Annotated in this window: 20 protein-coding genes; 4 read left to right on the top strand and 16 right to left on the bottom strand. The window is 37.0% G+C overall.

From position 1 onward, the window contains the following. The first annotated feature begins 361 nt into the window (after nucleotides 1-361). Nucleotides 362-568 (top strand): hypothetical protein, encoded by a 207-nt coding sequence (locus E1171_RS21400; protein ID WP_343031510.1) that lies wholly within the window; start codon nucleotides 362-364, stop codon nucleotides 566-568. Nucleotides 569-673: 105 nt separating this feature from the next. On the opposite strand, the gene coaE is transcribed toward E1171_RS21400, so the two are convergent. The 8 genes from coaE to E1171_RS21360 form a co-directional block, all read right to left on the bottom strand. After that, on the bottom strand, nucleotides 674-1,291 hold the full coding sequence (gene coaE, locus E1171_RS21395; protein WP_155208112.1) for a dephospho-CoA kinase: 618 nt from the start codon (nucleotides 1,289-1,291) through the stop codon (nucleotides 674-676). Beyond that, nucleotides 1,275-2,258, bottom strand: coding sequence for a YbbR-like domain-containing protein (locus E1171_RS21390; protein ID WP_155208111.1), 984 nt, complete (start codon nucleotides 2,256-2,258; stop codon nucleotides 1,275-1,277). Before E1171_RS21390 ends, coaE begins: the two co-directional genes overlap by 17 nt. 331 nt (nucleotides 2,259-2,589) lie before the next feature. Further along, nucleotides 2,590-2,922 carry a preprotein translocase subunit YajC gene (yajC, locus tag E1171_RS21385; RefSeq protein ID WP_222931562.1) on the bottom strand — a complete coding sequence of 111 codons (333 nt, stop codon included), beginning with the start codon at nucleotides 2,920-2,922 and terminating at the stop codon, nucleotides 2,590-2,592. 82 nt (nucleotides 2,923-3,004) lie between these two features. Beyond that, nucleotides 3,005-3,550, bottom strand: a complete 546-nt coding sequence (locus E1171_RS21380; protein ID WP_155208110.1) for a DUF1573 domain-containing protein — start codon at nucleotides 3,548-3,550, stop codon at nucleotides 3,005-3,007. A 47-nt stretch (nucleotides 3,551-3,597) separates the two neighbouring features. After that, nucleotides 3,598-4,596, bottom strand: a complete 999-nt coding sequence (locus E1171_RS21375) for an isocitrate/isopropylmalate dehydrogenase family protein (protein WP_155208109.1) — start codon at nucleotides 4,594-4,596, stop codon at nucleotides 3,598-3,600. A 56-nt stretch (nucleotides 4,597-4,652) separates the two neighbouring features. Continuing rightward, on the bottom strand, nucleotides 4,653-4,967 hold the full coding sequence (locus tag E1171_RS21370; RefSeq protein ID WP_155208108.1) for a YtxH domain-containing protein: 315 nt from the start codon (nucleotides 4,965-4,967) through the stop codon (nucleotides 4,653-4,655). Between the two features lie 12 nt (nucleotides 4,968-4,979). Then, nucleotides 4,980-6,170 (bottom strand): transcription antitermination factor NusB, encoded by a 1,191-nt coding sequence (nusB, locus tag E1171_RS21365; protein WP_155208107.1) that lies wholly within the window; start codon nucleotides 6,168-6,170, stop codon nucleotides 4,980-4,982. Between the two features lie 274 nt (nucleotides 6,171-6,444). Beyond that, a complete protein-coding gene (locus E1171_RS21360) occupies nucleotides 6,445-7,548 on the bottom strand; it encodes a Glu/Leu/Phe/Val dehydrogenase dimerization domain-containing protein (protein WP_155208106.1) in 1,104 nt (367 codons plus the stop codon). A 225-nt stretch (nucleotides 7,549-7,773) separates the two neighbouring features. Here E1171_RS21360 and E1171_RS21355 point away from each other — a divergent pair, with 225 nt between their 5' ends. Continuing rightward, complete coding sequence (locus E1171_RS21355; RefSeq protein WP_187696578.1) at nucleotides 7,774-9,561, top strand: ABC transporter transmembrane domain-containing protein; 1,788 nt, start codon at nucleotides 7,774-7,776, stop codon at nucleotides 9,559-9,561. Nucleotides 9,562-9,726: 165 nt separating this feature from the next. Here the strand turns inward: E1171_RS21355 and E1171_RS21350 are convergent, their stop codons facing one another. The 5 genes from E1171_RS21350 to lysM all read right to left on the bottom strand — a co-directional run bounded on the left by E1171_RS21350 (nucleotide 9,727) and on the right by lysM (nucleotide 16,449). Continuing rightward, complete coding sequence (locus E1171_RS21350; protein WP_155208105.1) at nucleotides 9,727-10,413, bottom strand: carboxypeptidase-like regulatory domain-containing protein; 687 nt, start codon at nucleotides 10,411-10,413, stop codon at nucleotides 9,727-9,729. 232 nt (nucleotides 10,414-10,645) lie between these two features. Continuing rightward, nucleotides 10,646-11,701 carry a M42 family metallopeptidase gene (locus E1171_RS21345; protein WP_155208104.1) on the bottom strand — a complete coding sequence of 352 codons (1,056 nt, stop codon included), beginning with the start codon at nucleotides 11,699-11,701 and terminating at the stop codon, nucleotides 10,646-10,648. Between the two features lie 156 nt (nucleotides 11,702-11,857). Continuing rightward, nucleotides 11,858-13,069, bottom strand: a complete 1,212-nt coding sequence (locus tag E1171_RS21340; protein ID WP_155208103.1) for an acetate/propionate family kinase — start codon at nucleotides 13,067-13,069, stop codon at nucleotides 11,858-11,860. Nucleotides 13,070-13,093: 24 nt separating this feature from the next. Then, a complete protein-coding gene (pta, locus tag E1171_RS21335) occupies nucleotides 13,094-15,193 on the bottom strand; it encodes a phosphate acetyltransferase (RefSeq protein ID WP_155208102.1) in 2,100 nt (699 codons plus the stop codon). 776 nt (nucleotides 15,194-15,969) lie between these two features. After that, the gene (lysM, locus tag E1171_RS21330; protein WP_155208101.1) at nucleotides 15,970-16,449 is read right to left on the bottom strand and encodes a peptidoglycan-binding protein LysM; all 480 of its coding nucleotides are present in this window, start codon (nucleotides 16,447-16,449) and stop codon (nucleotides 15,970-15,972) included. A 502-nt stretch (nucleotides 16,450-16,951) separates the two neighbouring features. On the opposite strand from lysM, the gene E1171_RS21325 reads away from it, so the two are divergent. Then, a complete protein-coding gene (locus E1171_RS21325; RefSeq protein ID WP_155208100.1) occupies nucleotides 16,952-17,470 on the top strand; it encodes a hypothetical protein in 519 nt (172 codons plus the stop codon). A 122-nt stretch (nucleotides 17,471-17,592) separates the two neighbouring features. Here the strand turns inward: E1171_RS21325 and fliE are convergent, their stop codons facing one another. After that, a complete protein-coding gene (fliE, locus tag E1171_RS21320) occupies nucleotides 17,593-18,357 on the bottom strand; it encodes a flagellar hook-basal body complex protein FliE (RefSeq protein ID WP_155208099.1) in 765 nt (254 codons plus the stop codon). Nucleotides 18,358-18,765: 408 nt separating this feature from the next. Here fliE and E1171_RS21315 point away from each other — a divergent pair, with 408 nt between their 5' ends. Further along, the gene (locus E1171_RS21315; RefSeq protein WP_155208098.1) at nucleotides 18,766-19,698 is read left to right on the top strand and encodes a polysaccharide deacetylase family protein; all 933 of its coding nucleotides are present in this window, start codon (nucleotides 18,766-18,768) and stop codon (nucleotides 19,696-19,698) included. Between the two features lie 69 nt (nucleotides 19,699-19,767). Here E1171_RS21315 and recR read toward each other — a convergent pair whose 3' ends face one another. Then, complete coding sequence (gene recR, locus E1171_RS21310) at nucleotides 19,768-20,388, bottom strand: recombination mediator RecR (protein ID WP_155208097.1); 621 nt, start codon at nucleotides 20,386-20,388, stop codon at nucleotides 19,768-19,770. A gap of 68 nt (nucleotides 20,389-20,456) precedes the next feature. After that, nucleotides 20,457-20,744: an ATP-dependent Clp protease adaptor ClpS gene (locus tag E1171_RS21305; protein ID WP_155208096.1), complete on the bottom strand. Its 288-nt coding sequence runs from the start codon at nucleotides 20,742-20,744 to the stop codon at nucleotides 20,457-20,459. Nucleotides 20,745-20,938 lie beyond the last annotated feature (194 nt).

Below are 20,938 nucleotides of genomic sequence, written 5' to 3'. Positions count from 1 at the left end.
GGTCGCGGGTTCGAATCCCGTCTTTCACCCTTCTTCCTTCTTAAGCCTTACTCCCTCTCCTCGTCAAAATATCATATATTATTTAAAATTAAGGACGGATTAATTATTGATTTCGGCCCTCAAATAAAGTTATTAGGTCAAAGGTCAATATCCCTTTGAACTCTTAAAACGATTCAAAAAAGAAATTCTTAAGGAAAAAAATAACTCTTCATTCGTAATTAAGAATTCTCTTTATTTTTTATACCATACAATTTCCGCATATTTCAGAAGTTATTTATTTGTTGGATTACGATCACCATTTTTATTTTTAATGACCACTGAATTTGATTTTTATCTACTTCCTCTGAATGAGAAAATTCGTATGCTATACGAGAAGGGCACTTTTGTCCTGGATATTAGGTATTATGAATATAAAATCAACCTCTATTTACTTCATGGATATTATGTAGAGGTCTTTTACCATCACCTTTTAGATAGAATCGAGAAGATCGATATACTTGACTCCACACACAGTCGCATGAAGTTTTATGCGGACCAGATAAAATTGAAGAATATTTTATCGAAATAGCAAAGAGGGAATGGGAATTGGACCTAAATTTGAAATCTGTTCCAAACCGTAAGAATACCTATCTAAGAAAAATGGAAATTTAGCCATACACTACTCCTAAATACCTTACCTTTTTCCCTTCTCACAAAAAAAACGATGCAATTTTACCACCTGAGGGATTAATAATCGTGTTCCACTGTTATCAATCACAAAATCTGCTATCTCCTGTCTTTCCTCTTCGGATAATTGTTTTTTTATAATAGCTGCAATTTGCTCCATCGAGCGCTGAGGGTCTCTGGCCTTTATGCGTTCAATACGAAGATCTTCAGGAGCATTTACAGTAATAAGGAAATCTAATCTACGATAGGACCCAGCCTCAATTAACAAGGCAGCCTCTTTCAACACATAAGGGGCAGCTTGATGTTGTTTTACCCAATCCTCATAATCTTCTCCCACCCTAGGGTGAACTAATCGATTTAGTTTTTCTAGCTGTTGGGGATTGTGGAATACTTCTTCAGCCAAAAAAATACGATTCAAAAGATCATCAGGTGTAAAAGCCTTTGCCCCAAAAGTTTCTTTTAACTGATGCTTTAGCTTCTCATCATTACCCAAAAGCCATTTGGAACGAGAATCAGCATCATAAATGGGTATGCCGAGACTTTTAAATATTTCGCATACTACACTTTTTCCGGCGCCAATTCCACCTGTAATCCCAACTTCTAAAACACTACTTCTTTTTGGCATAAGTTACTTTAACTGCGGAAGGTTCTACCTTCAAATCTAAAATAAAATTGGGGGCCCTGGTAATTTCCAGCTTTATTGTAGAATCGGTTTCATTAAACATCCCAAAATCTGCCAATACATCGAATCTAGCAGTATCTAACTGGTCTAAGAACTCCTGTTGAATAACGAAACTCAAAATCCCCAAAGTATCTGCAAGATAAATCGAAGAATCGGCAGGAAAATTTAATTGTCTCAAAGGAACAATGCGAGTGAGTTTGGTAAATCGATCCGTTTCAAAACTTACCTCCACTTTTGTAGTTGAAGGAGTCAATAGCTCATCACCAGGAAGCCTGGGTAAATTTACGGCCTCTATATAATCCTGCTCATCAATTTCCTTTTCTGGAATATCAATCAAAACCGTATCCGGCAGATTTTTTATGATCGATACTGGTCCGGTAAATGTAACGATAGCGGGCCGGAAACGTACGGGTGATACAATTCGGTACCCCTCTCTTAAGGAAATAGATGTCTTGTTTACTTTTACAGGAAGTGTTCGCTTGGCCAATTTTTCAATATGAACAAAAAGGGTATCAGTAACCACATAATTTGCCTGTAGGGGGTCTAATTGATCATGAATAATAGGGTTTAGCTCCTCCCCAACAATAAAGTTTCTTTGAGTAGGCCTATCAAGAGGCACGATCAAAGTTTTGCGGTTTATTCCTAAAGACTGTTTTAAGAGACTCCATCCTCCACCAGAAATGTTTACTCTGAGTTTATTTGGAAGCTCATTTACGGTTACAAGGCCTTCAGTATCATATTCAAACTTTAATGGGTAATCAATTACAGTGGAATAAGGTTTATTCAGTGCATTAAAAAACCAGAAGGTAGTAGCAGTCAACATACAAAGGGTGATCACCTTCCAATTTCTGCCCGATTCATAAGCAAAAAGTTTCTTTAACCACTTTAATATATCCCTAAATGGTTTCAAAAATTCAATTATTTAAGGTTGCTACAACAAAGATATTTACGAATTAAGCACTATGAAGTTGGAACAGCAAAAGCCTAAAATTTAAATTTAGACTTTAAGAAGCTCTATAGATCAAAAAGAGCTAGCACCTCTGCACTATTCAAAAGTATATAAAATAAGGTTTAATAAAGATGATTTTTCAAAAATTATCAAAGTTTCTTCTTTATTCAAAATTCCATAAAAAATACAGAGCCTGGTTTAATTGACTCTGTATTCTTCATTTATCCGATCCCTTAAAAACGGAGAAAAGATATTTATCCTCTCCCTTAAGGAAAATTGCTTAATAATTCATTTACTTTTTGGCAACTCTTTTGGTAGCATCCATAGAAACCGAAGACTTCTCAATTTTAATTCGAACGCCACGGTCTACTTCCAAAAGTATGGTATCGCCTTCCACATCGGTTACTTTGCCATGTAAGCCCCCGATTGTCACCACAAAATCCCCTTTCTTAACACCCTCAATGAAAGTGCGCTGTTCCTTTTGTTTCTTTTGCTGTGGTCTGATCATGAAGAAATAGAAAACCAATGCTATTCCCCCAAAAATCAATAATTGTGACAACCACCCTCCATCATCAGTTGCTGCCTGTAAAAGAATGTAATTCAATGTCATAGTTGTATTGGTCATAAAGGTGAACCTTGCAGATTTAAGAAATGCTGTTTATTCCCTTAAGGAAATTATTCCATCCACGGTTCACTATATTTATCAATTATTTCTTAACTGGACCAGCTGCATTAGCTTTAGGAGTTACAGAACTCTTAAAAGTTAAACGAGTCACTTTTGGGTTGGTATTAGCAGTTACCGTTACCGAATTATTTCGTGTTCCAGGTTTCCCTTTAGAATTAAACTGCACCTGAATTTCCCCAGTTCCTCCCACTGGAACAGGCTCCTTACTGTAATGAGGAACAGTACAACCACAAGATGGTCTTGCGCTTTCAATCACTAAAGGTACTTCTCCCTCGTTTACAAATTTAAAGGTATGGCTTACAACATCTCCTTCGTCAATTGTTCCAAAATCGTAAGATGTTTCCTCAAAACTAAATTTTGCTGCTGGCCCTTCGGTGGTTTCCGGCGTAGGGGTTGTTGAAGTTCTATTGGATGAAGGCGTTACCTTAACTGAAGAACCCTCTTCCAATTTTGCGACTTTAGTTTCTAAATTTCTTACTCTCTTTTTAAGATCACTGTTGTCATTGCAGCTTGCAAGGAAAAATCCAATTACAGAGAGCAAGCATACATTTAAAAGTAGTTTTTTCATGTTTTTTAGAAGTTTATTTAAAAAAAATTGGTTTATTACGGTTACTGTTAAAGATGGCTGATCACCGCCTCCGTAAACTCTTTTGTTCCCGCTTTTCCTCCTAAATCCCCAGTACATGCTTTTTTATCAGCCAGTGTCACTTCTAGTGCATGGTCAATTTTTTGACCGTACTCGTTAAGCCCCATGTAATTTAACATTAATATGGCTGAACGCAATAAAGCTGTAGGATTGGCTATGCCTTTACCGGCAATATCAGGGGCGGTACCATGAACAGCTTCAAAAATGGCCGTTTCATCGCCGATATTTGCACCAGCTACAACCCCTAGACCTCCCACTAAGCCTGCCCCAAGGTCAGAAAGAATATCACCAAACAAATTAGTCGCTACAATAACGTCAAACTGCTCTGGTTTAATGACCATTTGCATGCACATATTATCGATGATCTTTTCATCATAAATAATTTCTGGATAGTCCTTGGATATAGCTTCCCCACATTCCAGGAAAATTCGTCCAACACTTTTCAAAATATTCGCTTTATGCACCAGGGTCACCTTCTTTCGGTTATTTTTTCGCGCATATTCAAAGGCTGCACGAATAATTCGGTCACATCCTTTTTTAGTAACCCGGGCTACAGAATCCGCCATTCCCAGACGTTCATCAAACAGCTCCAGGCCAGAATACAGTCCTTCTGTATTTTCTCTAAACAGCACGATATCCACCTGCTCAAATCGGGTTTTTATCCCTTTTGTCGTTTTACACGGTCTCAGGTTTTGGTACAGATCAAACATCTGTCTTAGCTGCACATTGATACTTTTAAAACCTTTACCAACCGGAGTGGTAATCGGACCTTTGAGTGCTATTTTATTTTTTTTAATCGACTCCACTAAGGTTTCAGGGATCAATTCCCCTTTTTGAGTTAAAGTCGTTTGTCCTGCATTTTCCTCCTCCCACTCAATCGGCACTTGTGCAGCTAAAAAAATTTCCTTTATTGCCCAAGTAATTTCCGGGCCTATTCCATCTCCCTCAATTAAGGTTACTTTTCTCATTTTAAGAATAACAAGCGTTTTTATATAGCAAAAAATACTTCCTTCGGAAGTTATGGTTAGATAGCTTCTTCCTGATCCCCTTTAATTTGATTAATCAGTTCGTCTACATCCGAAAGCAATTTTTCTGCTCGTTCTTGAGCATCATTGATCACCCTTTGACCTTCAGATTTTGCTTCACTTTCAGTAATGCTTTTTCCCTGAATTAACTCATCAATCAAATCTTCGAGTTGTTCTTTATATTTGTCTAATTTATAGCTTAGCTTATCCCGAGTATTCGATCCTTTGTCAGGAGCATAAAGAATCCCTAGAATCGCACCAGCTGCAGCACCGGTGAGGAAAGCCAAAAGTGTTTTTCCTGATTTTTTACTCATAGTGTGAAGTGTTTATTTATTATCGATTAATCCTCGCCCACTTTTACGGATAACTCCTTCAGCAACCAATTTTTCTGCCACCACATCCAAAATCCCATTCACGAAATGTTTACTTTTTGGAGTACTGTACATTTTTGACAATTCAATATATTCATTAATTGTAACTTTTACAGGTATACTGGGGAAATTTATCATTTCCGTTAGGGCCATCTTAAGGAGGATTCTATCCAGACTTGCCAGGCGTTCCATATCCCAATTTCGGCTAAGCTCGGCTATGGTTTTTCCGTATTCCTGATCGTTTTGAATGGTGAAGTTAAAAAGATCTTTAAAAAATTCCTTATCTTCTTCCCAGTTCATGGAAAGTTTAGTTAATTCAATTTCACCACTTTCTTCCTGCTCCTCCTCAATTCCTTTGATGGTTTTTGTCAGCATACTTCGAAGCGCTGCTTTATCTTCGGCCCAGCTTAAATCTTTTTCTTCAAGAAAGGACACAAAAAGCTCATGTTTAAAGATTACCTTTTTAATCAGGTATAATACAATATCTTTATCCTGCTCAAAAGTGGTTTCGGCTGAGACTTTGTAAGCTTTATAAGTTTCGTCGTGCTTAAGGATTTCCTTATACCATTCCTTAACCACTTCCCTATCGTCCGACCAATTTAAATTTCGTTTGGTGGCATACAACTTAAGCTCGTTGCTATTCCTTAATGCATTAATGAGACGATTGCGGTAAAAATTTAATTCACTGCTATAGGTGGGATTGATTTTCCGGGCCCAGCTATTTTTCTTTTCATCATCTTCGGCTTTTACCATGTCGGAAAGCTCTACCAACAAAAGAAGAAGCATTAGGTAGTTATTCGAAAGATTTTCGGCTTCTGCAACCATGAATTTTTTGAAATAATTCAGGTCCTTGTCCACTTGCTGATGATAGAAACTAATAGCTTCTTTAACGGCCTTGCGAATGTCTTCAGAAGTATCTTCTTTGGCAGGAATGATTTCCTCCTTAAAGCATTCGGTAAATAACCCGATGGCCATTTGCTTTTTCTTTTCCAACAACTCTTTGTCCTGCACTTCTAGTGAGTTCAAATCTGGCGCAAAGCTATTTTTGATTGACTCGATAGCAAGATGGTAATCTGACTGCTTACACTGCTCAAAAGCATACACAGTTTGCATAGCTTTGATTCGTAAAGATCTCCTGTTTAACATCTACAATTTTTAAAAGAACGTTTTTGTAAAAAATGCTTCCAGCTTAGAAACGTGCTGTCAGCTTTAATATTGGTTGCGAAACAAGCAAATTATTTGCAATTCCTCAACAGATGAATTAAGAATTATGAATTAGGATTTTTCAGATTCCTGAAGAATGATTCTTTTAACTACAGAAAAATCTATTCATGGGTGTAATTCTATAGTCAAAAGAATCCTAAAATTTCATCATCCAATAAACCCTAATTCAAACAATCATAAGGCACTAAACCTTTAATTAAAACGAAAGCTTAACTTTACCCATATCATCAATTCTTTTTTGGGCTAAGGCCATAGCTGCCTGTTGGGTAGGCATGCTTTCTTTTTCAGATTTATTCAATATATCCAAACAAGTATCATAAATCTTCTCTGCTTGCTGATAAGCCCTTTCGCTGCTGTAATTACCCAAAAATTCAGCGTAGACGTTAATCAAGCCTCCAGCATTAATCAGAAAATCTGGTGCATATACGATGCCCTTCTCAATCAATTTTTTACCATGAACATTTTCGTCGGCCAACTGATTATTTGCAGCTCCGGCAATAATTTTACACTTTAATCGCTCAATGGTATTATCGTTAACAGTTGCTCCTAAGGCACAAGGTGCGTAAATATCCATATCAAGGTCAAAGATATCGTCCTGCCCTACTACTTTTGCACCGAATTTTTTGGCTACTTCTTTTAGTTTATCTTCGAAAATATCGGTAATAAATACCTCGGCATTTTCCTTTCTTAAATGTTCTACTAAATAAGAACCTACCTGCCCGACACCTTGCACAGCAATCTTTTTTCCTTCAAGGCTGTCATCACCATACACTTTTTTGGCTGAAGCTTTCATTCCCAAATATGTGCCATAAGCAGTAACTGGCGAAGGATCACCTCCCCCTCCTAAGGTTTGTGGAAGACCTGTAACATATCGTGACTCCATGGCCATGTATTCCATATCACGGGTTTTCATGTTTACGTCTTCTGCAGTAATATAACGTCCTCCAAGGCTTTCCACAAAACGACCAAATCGTCTTAGGAAAGCCTCCGTTTTCATTTTTTGTGCATCCCCAATAATCACAGCTTTTCCACCCCCCAAATTTAGTCCGGAAATAGCTGCTTTAAAAGTCATCCCTCTTGAAAGCCTAAGCACATCAATAAGAGCTTCTTGGTCAGAGGCATAGTTCCACATTCTTGTTCCACCCAATGCAGGACCCAAAACAGTATTATGAATGGCAATAATTGCCTTCAAACCTGTTGGCTCATCATGACAATATACTACTTGCTCATGCCCTAGTTTGGAGATTTCATTAAAAACTGAAAAATCCCCTTCTTTGCCGAACTGATTAATCTCCACCATTTCAACTTAATATTATAGTTTATTATATCTTTGTGCATCCTCCCAGGCTATTCTCCTGGAAGCAGTGCAAAGCTAATTTTTTTAATTGACTATACAAACCGCAAGAAAACATAAAAAAAGATGCTTTTTAAGTAATTTCAAACGGGTGAATAATAAGCTGTTAAATAACCGTTATTGTATGGTCTTATAATCTAAACTATCTTTCAATTCATATATTTCTTTTAGGTGAAAGCGCTTAGTTATCTAAATAAATACTTACTGAAGTACAAATACCACTTAATACTTGGAACAATATTCATTATAATTTCCAATGTATTTGCGGCTATACCCGCTACTTTGGTGCGTAACTCCCTTGACCTCATTATAGATCAGGTTCAAACTTATCGCCTTCTTAAACACCTCAGTTTACAACAGCCTTTTTACAATATATTTGCTTCCACCATTTTAATTTGTGGTGGATTGATTTTAATAATGGCCTTGACTCGGGGACTTTTTCTCTTTTTAACGCGGCAGACCATCATTGTAATGTCCCGGCTAATCGAATATGATTTAAAAAATGAAATCTATGCGCATTATCAAATATTACCACTAAGCTTTTACAGGAAGAATAATACAGGAGATTTAATGGCTCGTATTTCAGAAGATGTTAGCAGGGTGCGGATGTATTTGGGGCCAGCCATAATGTATTCGATCAACCTGATAACCCTTTTCCTGATCGTGATTCCCCAAATGCTTTCAATCAATGCCTACCTTACCCTATTTGCTTTGTTGCCGCTTCCCTTACTTTCAGTGAGTATTTATTTAGTACATAGTCAAATCAATAAAAGATCAGAGGAAATTCAAAGTAGCTTGTCGGACCTTTCCACTTTTGTACAAGAAGCATTCTCCGGAATTCGGGTGATAAAATCTTTTGCTCGGGAAATGAGTATTTCTCGAAAATTTAATTTGACCAGCCATGAATATTTGGAAAAATCATTGCGTCTAACCAAGGTGAATTCCCTTTTCTTTCCATTGATTGTTGCTCAGATCGGACTTAGCGTTATTTTGACTGTTTTTATTGGGAGCAAAGAAGTCATCCAGGGCTCATTGAGTATTGGAAATATTGCGGAGTTTATCATGTATGTTAATCTTTTGACCTGGCCAGTAACATCAGTGGGGTGGGTGACGAGCATCATTCAACGAGCTGCAGCCTCTCAAGATAGAATTAATGAGTTTCTCCAGACCAAAACCGATATTATTTCAGAAAAAAATATTAAACGAGAGCTGCAAGGGGATATTCGCTTTGAAAATGTGAATTTCACCTATCCGGATTCCGGAATCCATGCTTTGAGAGATATTTCATTTGAGATAAAAGAAGGGGAGACGGTGGCCATTATTGGTACTACAGGTTCAGGGAAAAGTACAATCGCCAACATACTTTGCCGCATGTACGATACTTCATCCGGTGAAGTAAAATTGGACGGGCAAAATATTAAGGATTACGAGTTGATTGCTCTTCGAGGGCAAATTGGGTATGTTCCCCAAGATGTATTTCTTTTTTCTTCTACAATTAGAGAAAATATTGCCTTTGGCACCACAGGACTCACCGAAGAACAGATACTGAAAGCTGCAAAGGACTCAGATCTCTATGAAAATATACAACATTTCCCGAATGGGTTTGAAACAGAATTGGGGGAAAGAGGCATTACGCTCTCCGGTGGTCAAAAACAAAGAGTTTCTATTGCCCGTGCTATCGTCAGAGAACCTAAAATTCTGATTCTTGACGATTGCCTTTCTGCTGTCGATACCAAAACGGAAAACACCATTCTTAATAGTTTGAAAAAGATTATGGAAGGACGCACTTCTGTGATCATCTCTCATCGAGTTTCTTCTGCCAAATTGGCCAATAAGATATTGGTTTTGGATGAGGGAAGAATCATTGAAAAAGGAACCCACGATTCCCTGCTTGCCCAAAACGGGGTTTATAAAGAGCTCTATGAAAAACAATTGAAAACTGAGGAAGAGGTGAATTAGGATTTAATAGGTTAATGGATCCTATGATTTCTTTTCTCCTCATCTTTTGACTCATAAAATCTTGCGGACCCAACTGTATTAATCAAAATTTCAGAAAAGACTGCAAATCCATGAAAATAAGCATACTAGGAGCAGTTTACAATTCTTTTTGCTTATGGTTCATTGTCAATTCCCTCCATACCTTGGATAAAAGACTTGTTTAGTAATTTTCTCCTTCCTTTTAGTGTCATTATAGTTTTTAAAGAACTTAATCCACTGATCAGGATCTATCCAATTGTTTGGGGCCATATACCCAGTAAAATTAGTAGCATAAAAGATCCTGATGTTATTAAAATTATAGAAATACTGTCGTTGCTCGTAATAGAATTTATCCTGCGAATAACGATATTGAACAAGTTCTGAAGTTTGTTTTTGCAGTTGTTCAGCCTCATCAGGGGGTAGTTGTAACTCCAAAATAGATCGTTTAAATTCATCAATTTCTGGCAAAGGGTAGATGGTAACTGCTTCCAAAAACACAGTATCCTTGAACATCCTAATGATCACTGAATAATTTTTTTCTTTAATATTTTTTGGGACAATAAACGATTTGTCTTGATAACCTACAGAAGAAAAGTATACCGTATCGGAAGGCTGCCCATAAAAGGAGAAAAATCCTGTCTCACTGGTAAAAGTGCCTCTCAAGGGGCTTTTCAGTGTAATAGTGGTATAAGGAAGCAGTTCAAGACTTTCCCCATCTATAACTGCTCCCGTCACATGAATTAAAGGCTGTCCTTGCCCCTTCCTCTGAGCAAAAGTATGGTTTTTACTCACGAAGAAAAGAAAAAAAGCCAATATGATTGCGAACCTTTTCACTCTTTCCACTATTCACCCTTAAACAAAATACGTTGTAAAAATGAATGCGGTTCCTTGTATAAGGAATAGTGAAAATTGAATAATTATTAATGATTAAGAGTTTTTGAGGAGTTGATTTAGAAAGTTCAATTTTTTTCTTTTCCGTACCAAATCGGTTCCTTTATTATTCCCAAAAAAATTCTCACCCGAAAAAAAGAGATAGAAAACATCTCCTTCCATTATTATTCATCATTTAATGTTTCCAATCATATTTATCCAGCAACTCTAGTGCTGCTTTTAACAATTCTATACTTTGAAAGATATCATCTTTATGAGCCATTTCAATAACTTGATGTAAATGACGGGTTGGAATGGAAATGGCTCCCGAAATAGCACCACTTTTACCCATTCTTTGCAATCCGGCAGTATCCGTACCTCCTGCAGTTAAAATTTCTGGTTGCCATTTAATGGAATTTTTATCGGCCACTTCTTTTAGGTAATCCACCATACGGTAGTCGCAAATTGCAGAAGCATCCATGATTTTTATAGCTGCCCCTTTTCCTAATTCAGTTACCTTCTCATGGGCTTGAGCGCTCGGCAAGTCAAATGCAATAGTGGTATCCAGGCCGATTCCAAAATCCGGATTTAAGCGGTGCGCAGCTACATTTGCCCCTCGAATTCCCACTTCTTCTTGAACAGTAAACACCCCATGTACATCATAAGGGAATTTCTCCAGTTTTTTCAGAGTTTCAATTAAAATAAATACCGACACCCGATTATCTATTGATTTGGCATTTACGCAATCACCCAACTCTATTAATTCTCTTTCCCTTGTAATGGGGTTTCCAATTGCGATCCATTTTTCTACTTCCTCTTTAGGCATCCCCAAATCAATAAAGTAGTCAGTGGTTTTAGGGGTTTTATTCCTCTCTTCGGGGCTCATCACATGGATGGGTTTACTCCCCATTACCCCCATCAAATCTTTTTTACCGTGGATAATCACACGTTGGGCAGTAAGCGTCTTTGGATCAAATCCACCGAGGGTATGAAAACGCACAAATCCATTGTCATCAATATGTGTGACGATAAAACCAATTTCATCCATGTGAGCAGCAATCATCACACTTTTTCCTTCAGGATTGTTTTGTCCCTTTTTCAGGGTAAAAACATTCCCCAAATTATCTACTTCCACATTATCCACAAAAGGAGAAACCTCCTTTATGACCAAATCCCGAATTTCCTTTTCAAAGCCGGGGGCCCCTGGTGCATGGCAAATTCTTTTTAATAATTCTACATTAATTGTTCCCATAAGAATATCTTTACCCAATAGTTAATATTTTTCTATCGATGGAAGAGCAGGGTTTATTTACCTATCCCCTATTCCACATTTAACCTTCAAATTGATTTTTTCCTTCATTCTAACTAAACCAGAAAACCTGGTCAATCTTCTAATCATAAGGCCTCATTATTGGTTTTTAATTAATTTCTGGCTCTGTTGAGCAATTTCCAATTCTTCGTCAGTAGGAATAACCAATATTTTCACTTTTGAAGCCTCGGCCTGAACTTCTTCGATTTGTTTAGCCCGTAAATTATTCTTAACCGGATCCAGAAAAATACCTAAATTTTCTAGCCCTTCTACAGCCATCTCTCTTACTTTAGAATCGTTTTCCCCAACACCCGCAGTGAAAACAATCCCATCTACACCATTCAAGGCAGCCAAGAAAGTACCAATATACTTCTTTATACGGTAGGCATACATCTGAGTGGCTAATTTAGCGTTTGAATCTCCCTGATGGCATTCCTGCTCAATATCTCGCATATCGCTATGGCCTGTCAGCCCCAGCATACCTGATTTTTTGTTAAGCAACTCATTGATTTCTCCCATACTCATTCCTACCTTATCATGTAGATAAAAAATCACGGCCGGATCAATATCCCCAGAACGTGTCCCCATAATCAACCCTGAAAGTGGGGAGAAACCCATAGAGCAATCTACACATTTTCCGTCTTTCACGGCGGTCATAGAACAGCCATTTCCCAAATGAATGGTAATAATTCGGCTTTCTTTGCCTTGTAAATCCAAATGTTCAATAGCCTTTTTCGAAACATAAAGATGAGATGTACCATGCATCCCATAGGCACGAATATGCTCTTCTTCATACAAATGGGTAGGAATAGCATAGCGGTAGGCAAAATCAGGCATACTTTGGTGAAAAGCAGTGTCAAACACCCCTACTTGTTTGGCATAGGGGAATATTTCCTTGCACACTTTTACCCCTTCTAAATTTGGAGGATTATGCAGAGGGGCCAAAGGGCTCACCTCCTCTACTTTTTCCATTACTTCATCGGTGATCAAGGTAGTATCACTAAAATATTCGGCACCATGGACCAAACGGTGACCTACCGCACTGATTTCAGATGTATCAGAAATAACCCCTACTTGATTATCGAGAAGTAAATGAACTACCTCATTAAGTCCCACCTGATGATTTGGAACTACCAACTCCTTAAAAGCCTTTTTTTCATTCCCATCCTTATCAAATACTTTATGGCTGATTTTTCCCATGGGAAGACCTATTCGCTCCACAATTCCTGAAGAAAGCACCTCCTCGCCCTCCATTTCAAAAAGCTTATATTTAATAGAGGAACTGCCAGAATTTATTACTAAAATTTTCATAAAAGTCTAAAAAATACTAATTGTCTATAACGAATTTTGAGTTTGAATAGCCGTAATCACAACGGTATTGATGATATCATCTACTGTGCAACCACGACTTAAATCGTTCACTGGTTTATTCAGACCCTGAAGAACGGGGCCTATGGCAATAGCTCCGGTTTCCCGCTGAACAGCCTTATAAGTATTATTGCCCGTATTTAAATCCGGAAAAATTAATACGGAAGCTTGTCCTGCAACTTTTGAGCCCGGCATTTTCTTGGCACCTACCTTTTTGTCTACAGCTGCATCGTACTGAATTGGTCCTTCCAATAAAAGTTCTGAACGGCGTTCACGGGCTAATCTAGTCGCTTTACGTACTTTCTCCACCTCTTCCCCTTTTCCGGACTCCCCAGAGGAGTAAGAAAGTAGTGCTACTTTAGGCTCCAAACCAAAGTCTTTTGCTGTTTCTGCGGAAGATATTGAAATTTCCGCCAATTGTTCTTCTGATGGATTTGGGTTTACGGCACAATCACCATATACTAATACTCGGTCCGGTAAACACATAAAGAAAACAGAGGAAACTACAGAAACGCCTGGCCTGGTTTTAATTAATTGAAGTGCTGGCCTGATAGTGTGCTGCGTAGTATGAACAGCTCCCGAAACCATCCCATCAGCATCTCCTGTCATTACCATCATAGTGCCAAAATAGGAAACATCTGCCATCATATCACGAGCATTTTCCTTTGTTATCCCTTTATGTTTCCTCAATTCGTAGAGTTTATTAGAGTAAGTTTCAAACTTATGATAATGAATAGGGTCTATGATTTCTACCTTTTCAGGGTTAATCTCAAGGTTATGTTTATTGATCTCCTCTAAGATTTCTTCTTTATTTCCCAAAAGAATAAGTTCCACAATGTCTCTAGCAAGAAGAATCTCTGTTGCTTTCAAAATCCTGCTATCATTTCCTTCCGGTAAAACAATACGCCTACGTTGCTGCTTAGCTTGTTGTACCAAGGTGTACTGAAACATTTTTGGTGTTATACCTGTCACCTCTATCTCCTTGATCTGCTGCAGCAATTTTTCACTATCCACATACTTATCAAAAAGACTTAAGGCATAGGCAATACGAGTAAGATCAGTTGGCCGCAATTTGGCAACTACCTCTTTTAAACGTGTGGAAGTTTCATAAGTATTTGTTTTTACACTGAGTACTGGCACAATGTCAGAGATTCCTTCCAGAAGTTGTGCAATGGATGGCTCGGGTTTTAATCCTGTAGACAGCAAAATCCCTGAAATTTTAGGGTAATTAGCGGAAGAATGAGCTTGCAAAGCTCCAACGATCACATCGCCCCTGTCACCCGGGGTGATAACCAAGGAATTTTCTCGGAGGCGAGGAAGGAAGTTTTGCATTTGCATGGCGGCAATAGAATAATTCTCGGCCAAATTACTGAGGTTATCATGTCCATATAATACTCTACCGCCCAGGTGTTCACAAATATCCTCTATACTTGGGCTTCCAAATTTTGGGTCATCGGGAATGACGGAAATTAGTTGAGCAATAGATGCGTATTTTTGATTAAGCACATATTTAAGTTCCTCTACCTGTTCAAGCCTGGATCGATTAACAATGATGCCTAATATTTTACATTCCTGTTCCAAAAAACTATCCACCGCCAATTGCACAGGAGTAAGGGCTTCATTGATATTTCTATTTACCGCATTGGATAAAATTAAAACCGGGGTCCCCAAATTTTTGGCAAAATCAGTATTAATACTAAATTCAAAGGCTGTGCTTTGCCCTAAATAATCCGACCCTTCACAAAGAACAAAATCATATTTGTTTTCCAGAAACTTAAACTTTTCAATGATGCGATCAATCACCTCATCATATTTTCCTTGGCTCATCAATTCATTTACTTCCTGCTGATGGAGTCCATAGGCTTCTTCATAGGCCATGTCAAGTTTAAAATGCTCGAGAATGAGACGAATATCCTCATCCATTTCTCCCCCACTTGATCCCGCAATGACAGGTCTGAAAAAAGCAACCTTTGAGGTTCGGCTAAGAATAGTTTCCATGATTCCAAGAGAAACCAAGGCTTTACCGCTATATGCCTCTGCTGTACTGATATAAATGGAATTCGACATAATTAAATTATTTAGGAATAAATGATTCGTTTTCGCACGATGAAGAACAACTGGTATCTGTCATGGCTCTGAAAACGATATTAACCCTTTGAAGAACTGATGAATAATTACAAACCTCAAAAGAAACGAGAACAATTCACTTCATTTTACTTCAGGTTTCAACTCTTCAAAAGTCATTTATTACATTAAAAATTATTCTAAACACTCTCTGAGATTTTCGTTTAAAGTGTTCCTTCAGGAAACAAAAAATAATTCAACTTTTAACTGGTTTCCCTCTTAATAAAAACTCCCCAAATACCAGCCTATTAAATTTCAATTACATAAACGCTGGAAATATGCTGCAAAGTAAGGGAGTAAAAAAGTCCGAAACACTTAATAATGGGTAAATTAATTCCCCAACCACCAATCAACACACTAACAATCAGACATTTAATTAATTTACAAAATATTTTTTTCACCGATAAACCATGAAAAATGAAAATACAGAGGCAATTTTAGACTTATTTTATAAACTAAAATATGATTAAAATCAAAGTTTAGGATGATTTAAGGCGAGAGAAGAAAAGCAATATAGAAAAAAGGCTTTGGACCTCAAGCCCTCTTAGTTAAAGGAAAGACATAGGCGAATTGGATAGGATTAACTTCTCAAATCATTTAGACCCTTTATGACCTGGAGGTATGAGTTGAAGCTACTTAGGAAGGTAAAAAAACTCACCCCTCCTTTTTAAAAGAATACCAAAAGATCTCCGCAACAAAGAAGGTACTTAAATAATCTTCTAGGCAGCCTTCCCTCCACTAATTTCTTTTGGAGGAATAATGAGCACCTGACCGGGATAAATCTTGTCCGGATGGGTTAACATCGGTTTATTCGCCTCAAAAATGAATGGATATTTATTAGCATCCCCATATACTTTTTCAGCAATTTTTGATAGAGAATCTCCCCTTTGTACCGTATAGAATTGTTTTTCTTCCGGGGTATTCCATTTTGGGTGCAATATTTTGAGATCTTCATCTACTTGGGCAATACCCTGAACGTTTCCAACAGCGACTACTAATTTATCCCTTTCTTCTTCATTTTCCACTACTCCGCTCAATACTACCTTATCCCCTATAACAGTTGAAGTAATATCTGAACTACGAAGGCCCAAAGAGCGAATATGCTTATTAATCTTCTTTGTTTTTCTATCTTCCGATTTCTGATCCGCCTTTCTTAGGATTCTATCACCAGCATTTTTTAAAAATGAAATAATACCCATCACTTTTCCCCCTTTTGTCTATAAAGAAGACAAGAGAAAACTTTGAATAGTTCTTTCTATAAGATTGCAATTACGTTTTGGAAGGAATAAATTTCCTCCAAAAAAATGAATTTATCCACCCTCTAAACTCATATGCCATTTTTATGATTAGTTAGTGAAGCGGTATTCCAGGGGAGGCCCTTCAAAATAAAATTAATTCATTTGGACAATCAAGATATTCCATTTCTCTTTTTCCTTTAATAAAGTAATATCTTATCCCAAACAGAGGTATTCTATAGAAAAAAATTAATTTAATAGGCCTAAAGGCCTCCCAGGTCCTTTTTTCATCTTTGTTGGTGAAGATCGGAGCTTCATCATTCTTCAAAAAAAGAGCCTAATTTACTATCAGGACCCCAACTCAACTTTTACAGTCTTTTTTTTGAAGAAATACTCTAGTAGAGTTCTACTAAAAATTAAACTCAATTCAAAAAAAGATTGTATTGTATGCAAAAACATTGCTCAAATGGCTTTACTAGAGGATTTCCAGCTAAAAGAACTACAGGAAACCGCAAAAGAATATCAACAGGCTTTAAGGGGGATAAAAACCAGAAGAAACGATTGGCAAAAAAACATAAAAAAGTTAATCAAAAGGACACTTACTGAAATCAGTGAGAAAATAGAACTAAGTTGGTCCGTTGGGGATTACACCCATAAAAAAAATCTTGAATCCATTTATTTGTCTTTTGAAAATATCCAGAGTGGAATTACAAAACTAAGTGAGGAAGGTGAGGGAGAATTAATAAAATACGGAGGATACTTATGCTACTCTCAGGCTAGTAATGGAAAAATACATGTATGGATGGAGTACCCTATGATTGAAAAAATTAAAGATATAGAAGAGAAAAAAGTTGTCGCGGTAATGTCCCCCATGGAAATTAGTTCAGAAATTATTTTATCCCAAGTCGAAAGCTTTTTGAAAGAAATGGTTCGTTGGGAAAGGGATTATAGAGAAATTATTGGTTTTAAAATAAATGCTAGTTAATAAAGGGGCCCATAATTCCCCTTTCTAGGAAGATACCTTTAAAAAGATTTTCCAGGAACCTTGAATCGTTTATTTATTAATATTTAGAAAAAAAGAACACCTATTCCCCTAGGGGAATATGCTTATTCTAAAAATTGCTCCTCATCCTTGATAGGGTTTTCAGAAAGTGGTTCATAAGTAATGATATCTCCCCCATTTCCTACTAAATTTCCTTTTAATCCTCGCCTCTTAATAGACCAAAATTCATCAAATACGGATCGATAACATACTTCTAAATGAACTTTATCAATATTTTTAATAATAGGATTCGCAACGACCGGATTACCGTTTAAACCAATAAATCTCAATTCTTCTCCTGCTCTTAATACTTTCCCATTTAAATTTGATTTGGACACCGTCCCTATAAAAAGGCTGTCTGGGTCAATAAAATCAAACAATTGTCCCCAATCCTTAATTAAATAGTTTTCAAAATGTAATCGAACACCCTCCACAATTGCTGGGCCTGTACCCTGGTTGCTAACCACTACTTCATATTTACTAACACCTGCCATTTCCTCACTTCTATTGACCTCAATATGAAGGTAAGGCCATAAACTAGCTTTAGCTTGAGTTCTCATCACCTGGCCCTGCTCCCTCATTAAGCTCACCTGATTTTGCATTACCCTGGCCTGAAAAACGGAGACGAATAGAGCACAAACACTAATGATTGTTACAGCAATGGCTATTATATTTTGAGGGTCAGCTATAACTTTCTTGAAAAATGTTTTTTTCTCAATTTGTTGATCATTTAAAGATCCAATCCGGTTGTTTTCTTTTAGCAATTCCTCTTTTGTTTCTGTCACTTCATCAAGCTCCTTCTTCTTTGGTCTTTCTTCTAATTCTGGCATAATGGTTCAATTCAAGTTCAAAAAAATTGCTCCCCCCTTCTTCCAGCAAAAAAATCTTAAACTTACTCATTTATCGAAAGTACAATTCATTTCCTTCTTTTTGATAAAAAAGATAAACTGCTAATAACAAATAAAAAAGCAAATTGTAAGTCAATGCATTAACTCGTAATATTTACTTCACAACTCATATTTCCAAATTTTTTATTTTATTTGTTATTTACAAAAAGTCCTGGCCCATTTGTGTATAATTAAAACTTTTTTATTTTTTCCCCAGGATTAATAAACTCCTGTACATAAAGACTTAACGATCTGGACAAAAACAAAAATCAGGTCTTTCCTTGGGCTTGTAACTTTTTAAACATTAATGCCAAGAGTAAAGCCCATTCACTCTTTTTATAAAATTTCAATATGCAAAAAACCTTAATCTTTCTTGTTCTATTGGCCCTACTACAACCAGCCCTTTCTAAAGGACAGGATAAAAAAGAAGTAGCCATAACAATGGATGATTTACCTGGAGCCGGCTTTTCCAGTCTTGAAGAAATGGAAATGTCCAATCTGGAACTTATCCAAAAAATCAAAAAAATCGGGATTCCAGTATCTGGTTTTGTTAACGAATACAAGATTTTACAAGAAGGGGAAATTAATCGTAGGCTGAAAATCTTGAAGAACTGGGCAGAAGCAGAATTGACTCTAGGAAATCATACCTTTAGCCACCCCTCCTTTTATACCACACCATTAGAAGACTTTAAAGAGGAAGTGATAAAGGGAGAAGTTTTCACCAACTACGTACTAAACCAACAAGGAAAAAAAGTGACATATTTCCGTTTCCCTTACCTATCTACTGGTCCGGATAGTACTTCTAAAGCTAATTTTGAGCTTTTCTTGAAGAGGAAGGGATACATTAATGCTCCTGTTACCATTGAAAGCTCTGATTATATTTTCAATAAACTTTACACATCTGCAAAAAAGGAAAATGACACCGAAAAAATGAAACGGGTAGCCCATGCCTATTTACAATTTACCTCAGAACAGTTTGATTTTTTTGAGGCGGCTACCGATGAAATTATCGGACGTCCCATAAAACATATCTTCCTTTGCCATGATAATGAATTAAATGTGGACTATTTTGAAGAGTTGGTTGAGATAATTGAACAAAAAAATTATCGTATCATCAGTTTGGAAGAAGCTTTAAAAGATCCTGTTTACAAACAGGAGGATACATTTGTAGGAAAATGGGGAATTTCCTGGATCCATCGTTGGAATACTAAAACACGAATGGATTGGCTAAGGAAAGAGCCTGAACCTTCTAAGGAAATTTTAGAAGAATACAATAATCTTTAGTCAAAGACCAATTAAGAATGAATAATTAACAAAACCTCAATTATTCATTCTTAATCCTTAAATGATTAATTATTCACTTCCTTCTTTATACTTAGTTCGGCTAAGGATACTTCTCCCCAGGGTGATTTCATCCGTATATTCTAATTCACTTCCCACAGGAACCCCACGGGCAATTGTGCTTACCTGCACATCAAAAGTTTTTAACTTTTTGGTTATGTAAAAAGCCGTTGTATCTCCCTCCATGGTCGAACTTAGCGCTAAAATAATTTCTTTCACCTCACTGTCTGGATTGGTAACTCTTTGAATCAACGACTCAATTTTCAGCTCTGCAGGCCCGACACCTTCAATGGGAGAAATCACCCCACCCAATACATGATACAGACCATTATACTGTCCCGTGTTTTCAATTGCCATCAAATCAGGTGTACTTTCAATTACACAAATTACCGAACGGTCACGATGAGTGCCCTCACAAATAGAGCAAAGCCTACCGTCAGAAATATTGTGACATTGCTCACAATAGCAGGTTTGAGTACGCAATTTGACAAGAGCATCCGCCAGTGATATAGTACTCTGTTCCTCCTCTCTTAACAGGTGAAGTACAAGGCGTAAAGCTGTTTTTTTTCCAATTCCAGGTAATTTGGCGATTTCATTTACCCCATCTTCAATCAGCTTAGAAGGAAATTGCATGCTCCATTAAAATTTAAAAATTTAAAAAAGAAAAGAAAGGAAATCTCCCCCTTTGAAACAAAAAGACATTATAAGATACGAGCGTCAATTCCTGCCTCACAGATAGCCTCCCGCATGGGTTTTAATTCTTTAAAAGGCCCCTTCTTTACACAACATTTTCCCCTATAATGGATCAGCATTGTACATTGTTCGGCCTGCTCCGGGCTATGTTTACAAACTCTGATGAGCGTATCAATGACATGATCAAAGGTATTTACATCGTCATTGTAGACCATTAGATCTTTATGATCTTCCATGCCGACATCTTCGAGGATATCCACTAATTCCTCTTCCTGATATGTACCGTAGATTGTCATTTTATTACTTTTTAAAATTCTTCTGCCTCGGAACTTTTCTACTTCCTTAAACGCAATTAGAAACTGGTAAAACAACAAAGCTATAAAATTTTTTACTCAACTCTAAATGGGAGAAAATCCCTCTACATTTTCATAGCTCAACTTTTCCCAAATTAGCTAAAGTGAGTATTACAAAGAGGTAAAAATAAAAATTG

The organism is Xanthovirga aplysinae, from assembly GCF_009711365.1.
GTDB classification, from domain to species: Bacteria; Bacteroidota; Bacteroidia; order Cytophagales; family Cyclobacteriaceae; genus Xanthovirga; species Xanthovirga aplysinae.
This window is presented reverse-complemented; position numbering and strand designations above follow the sequence as displayed.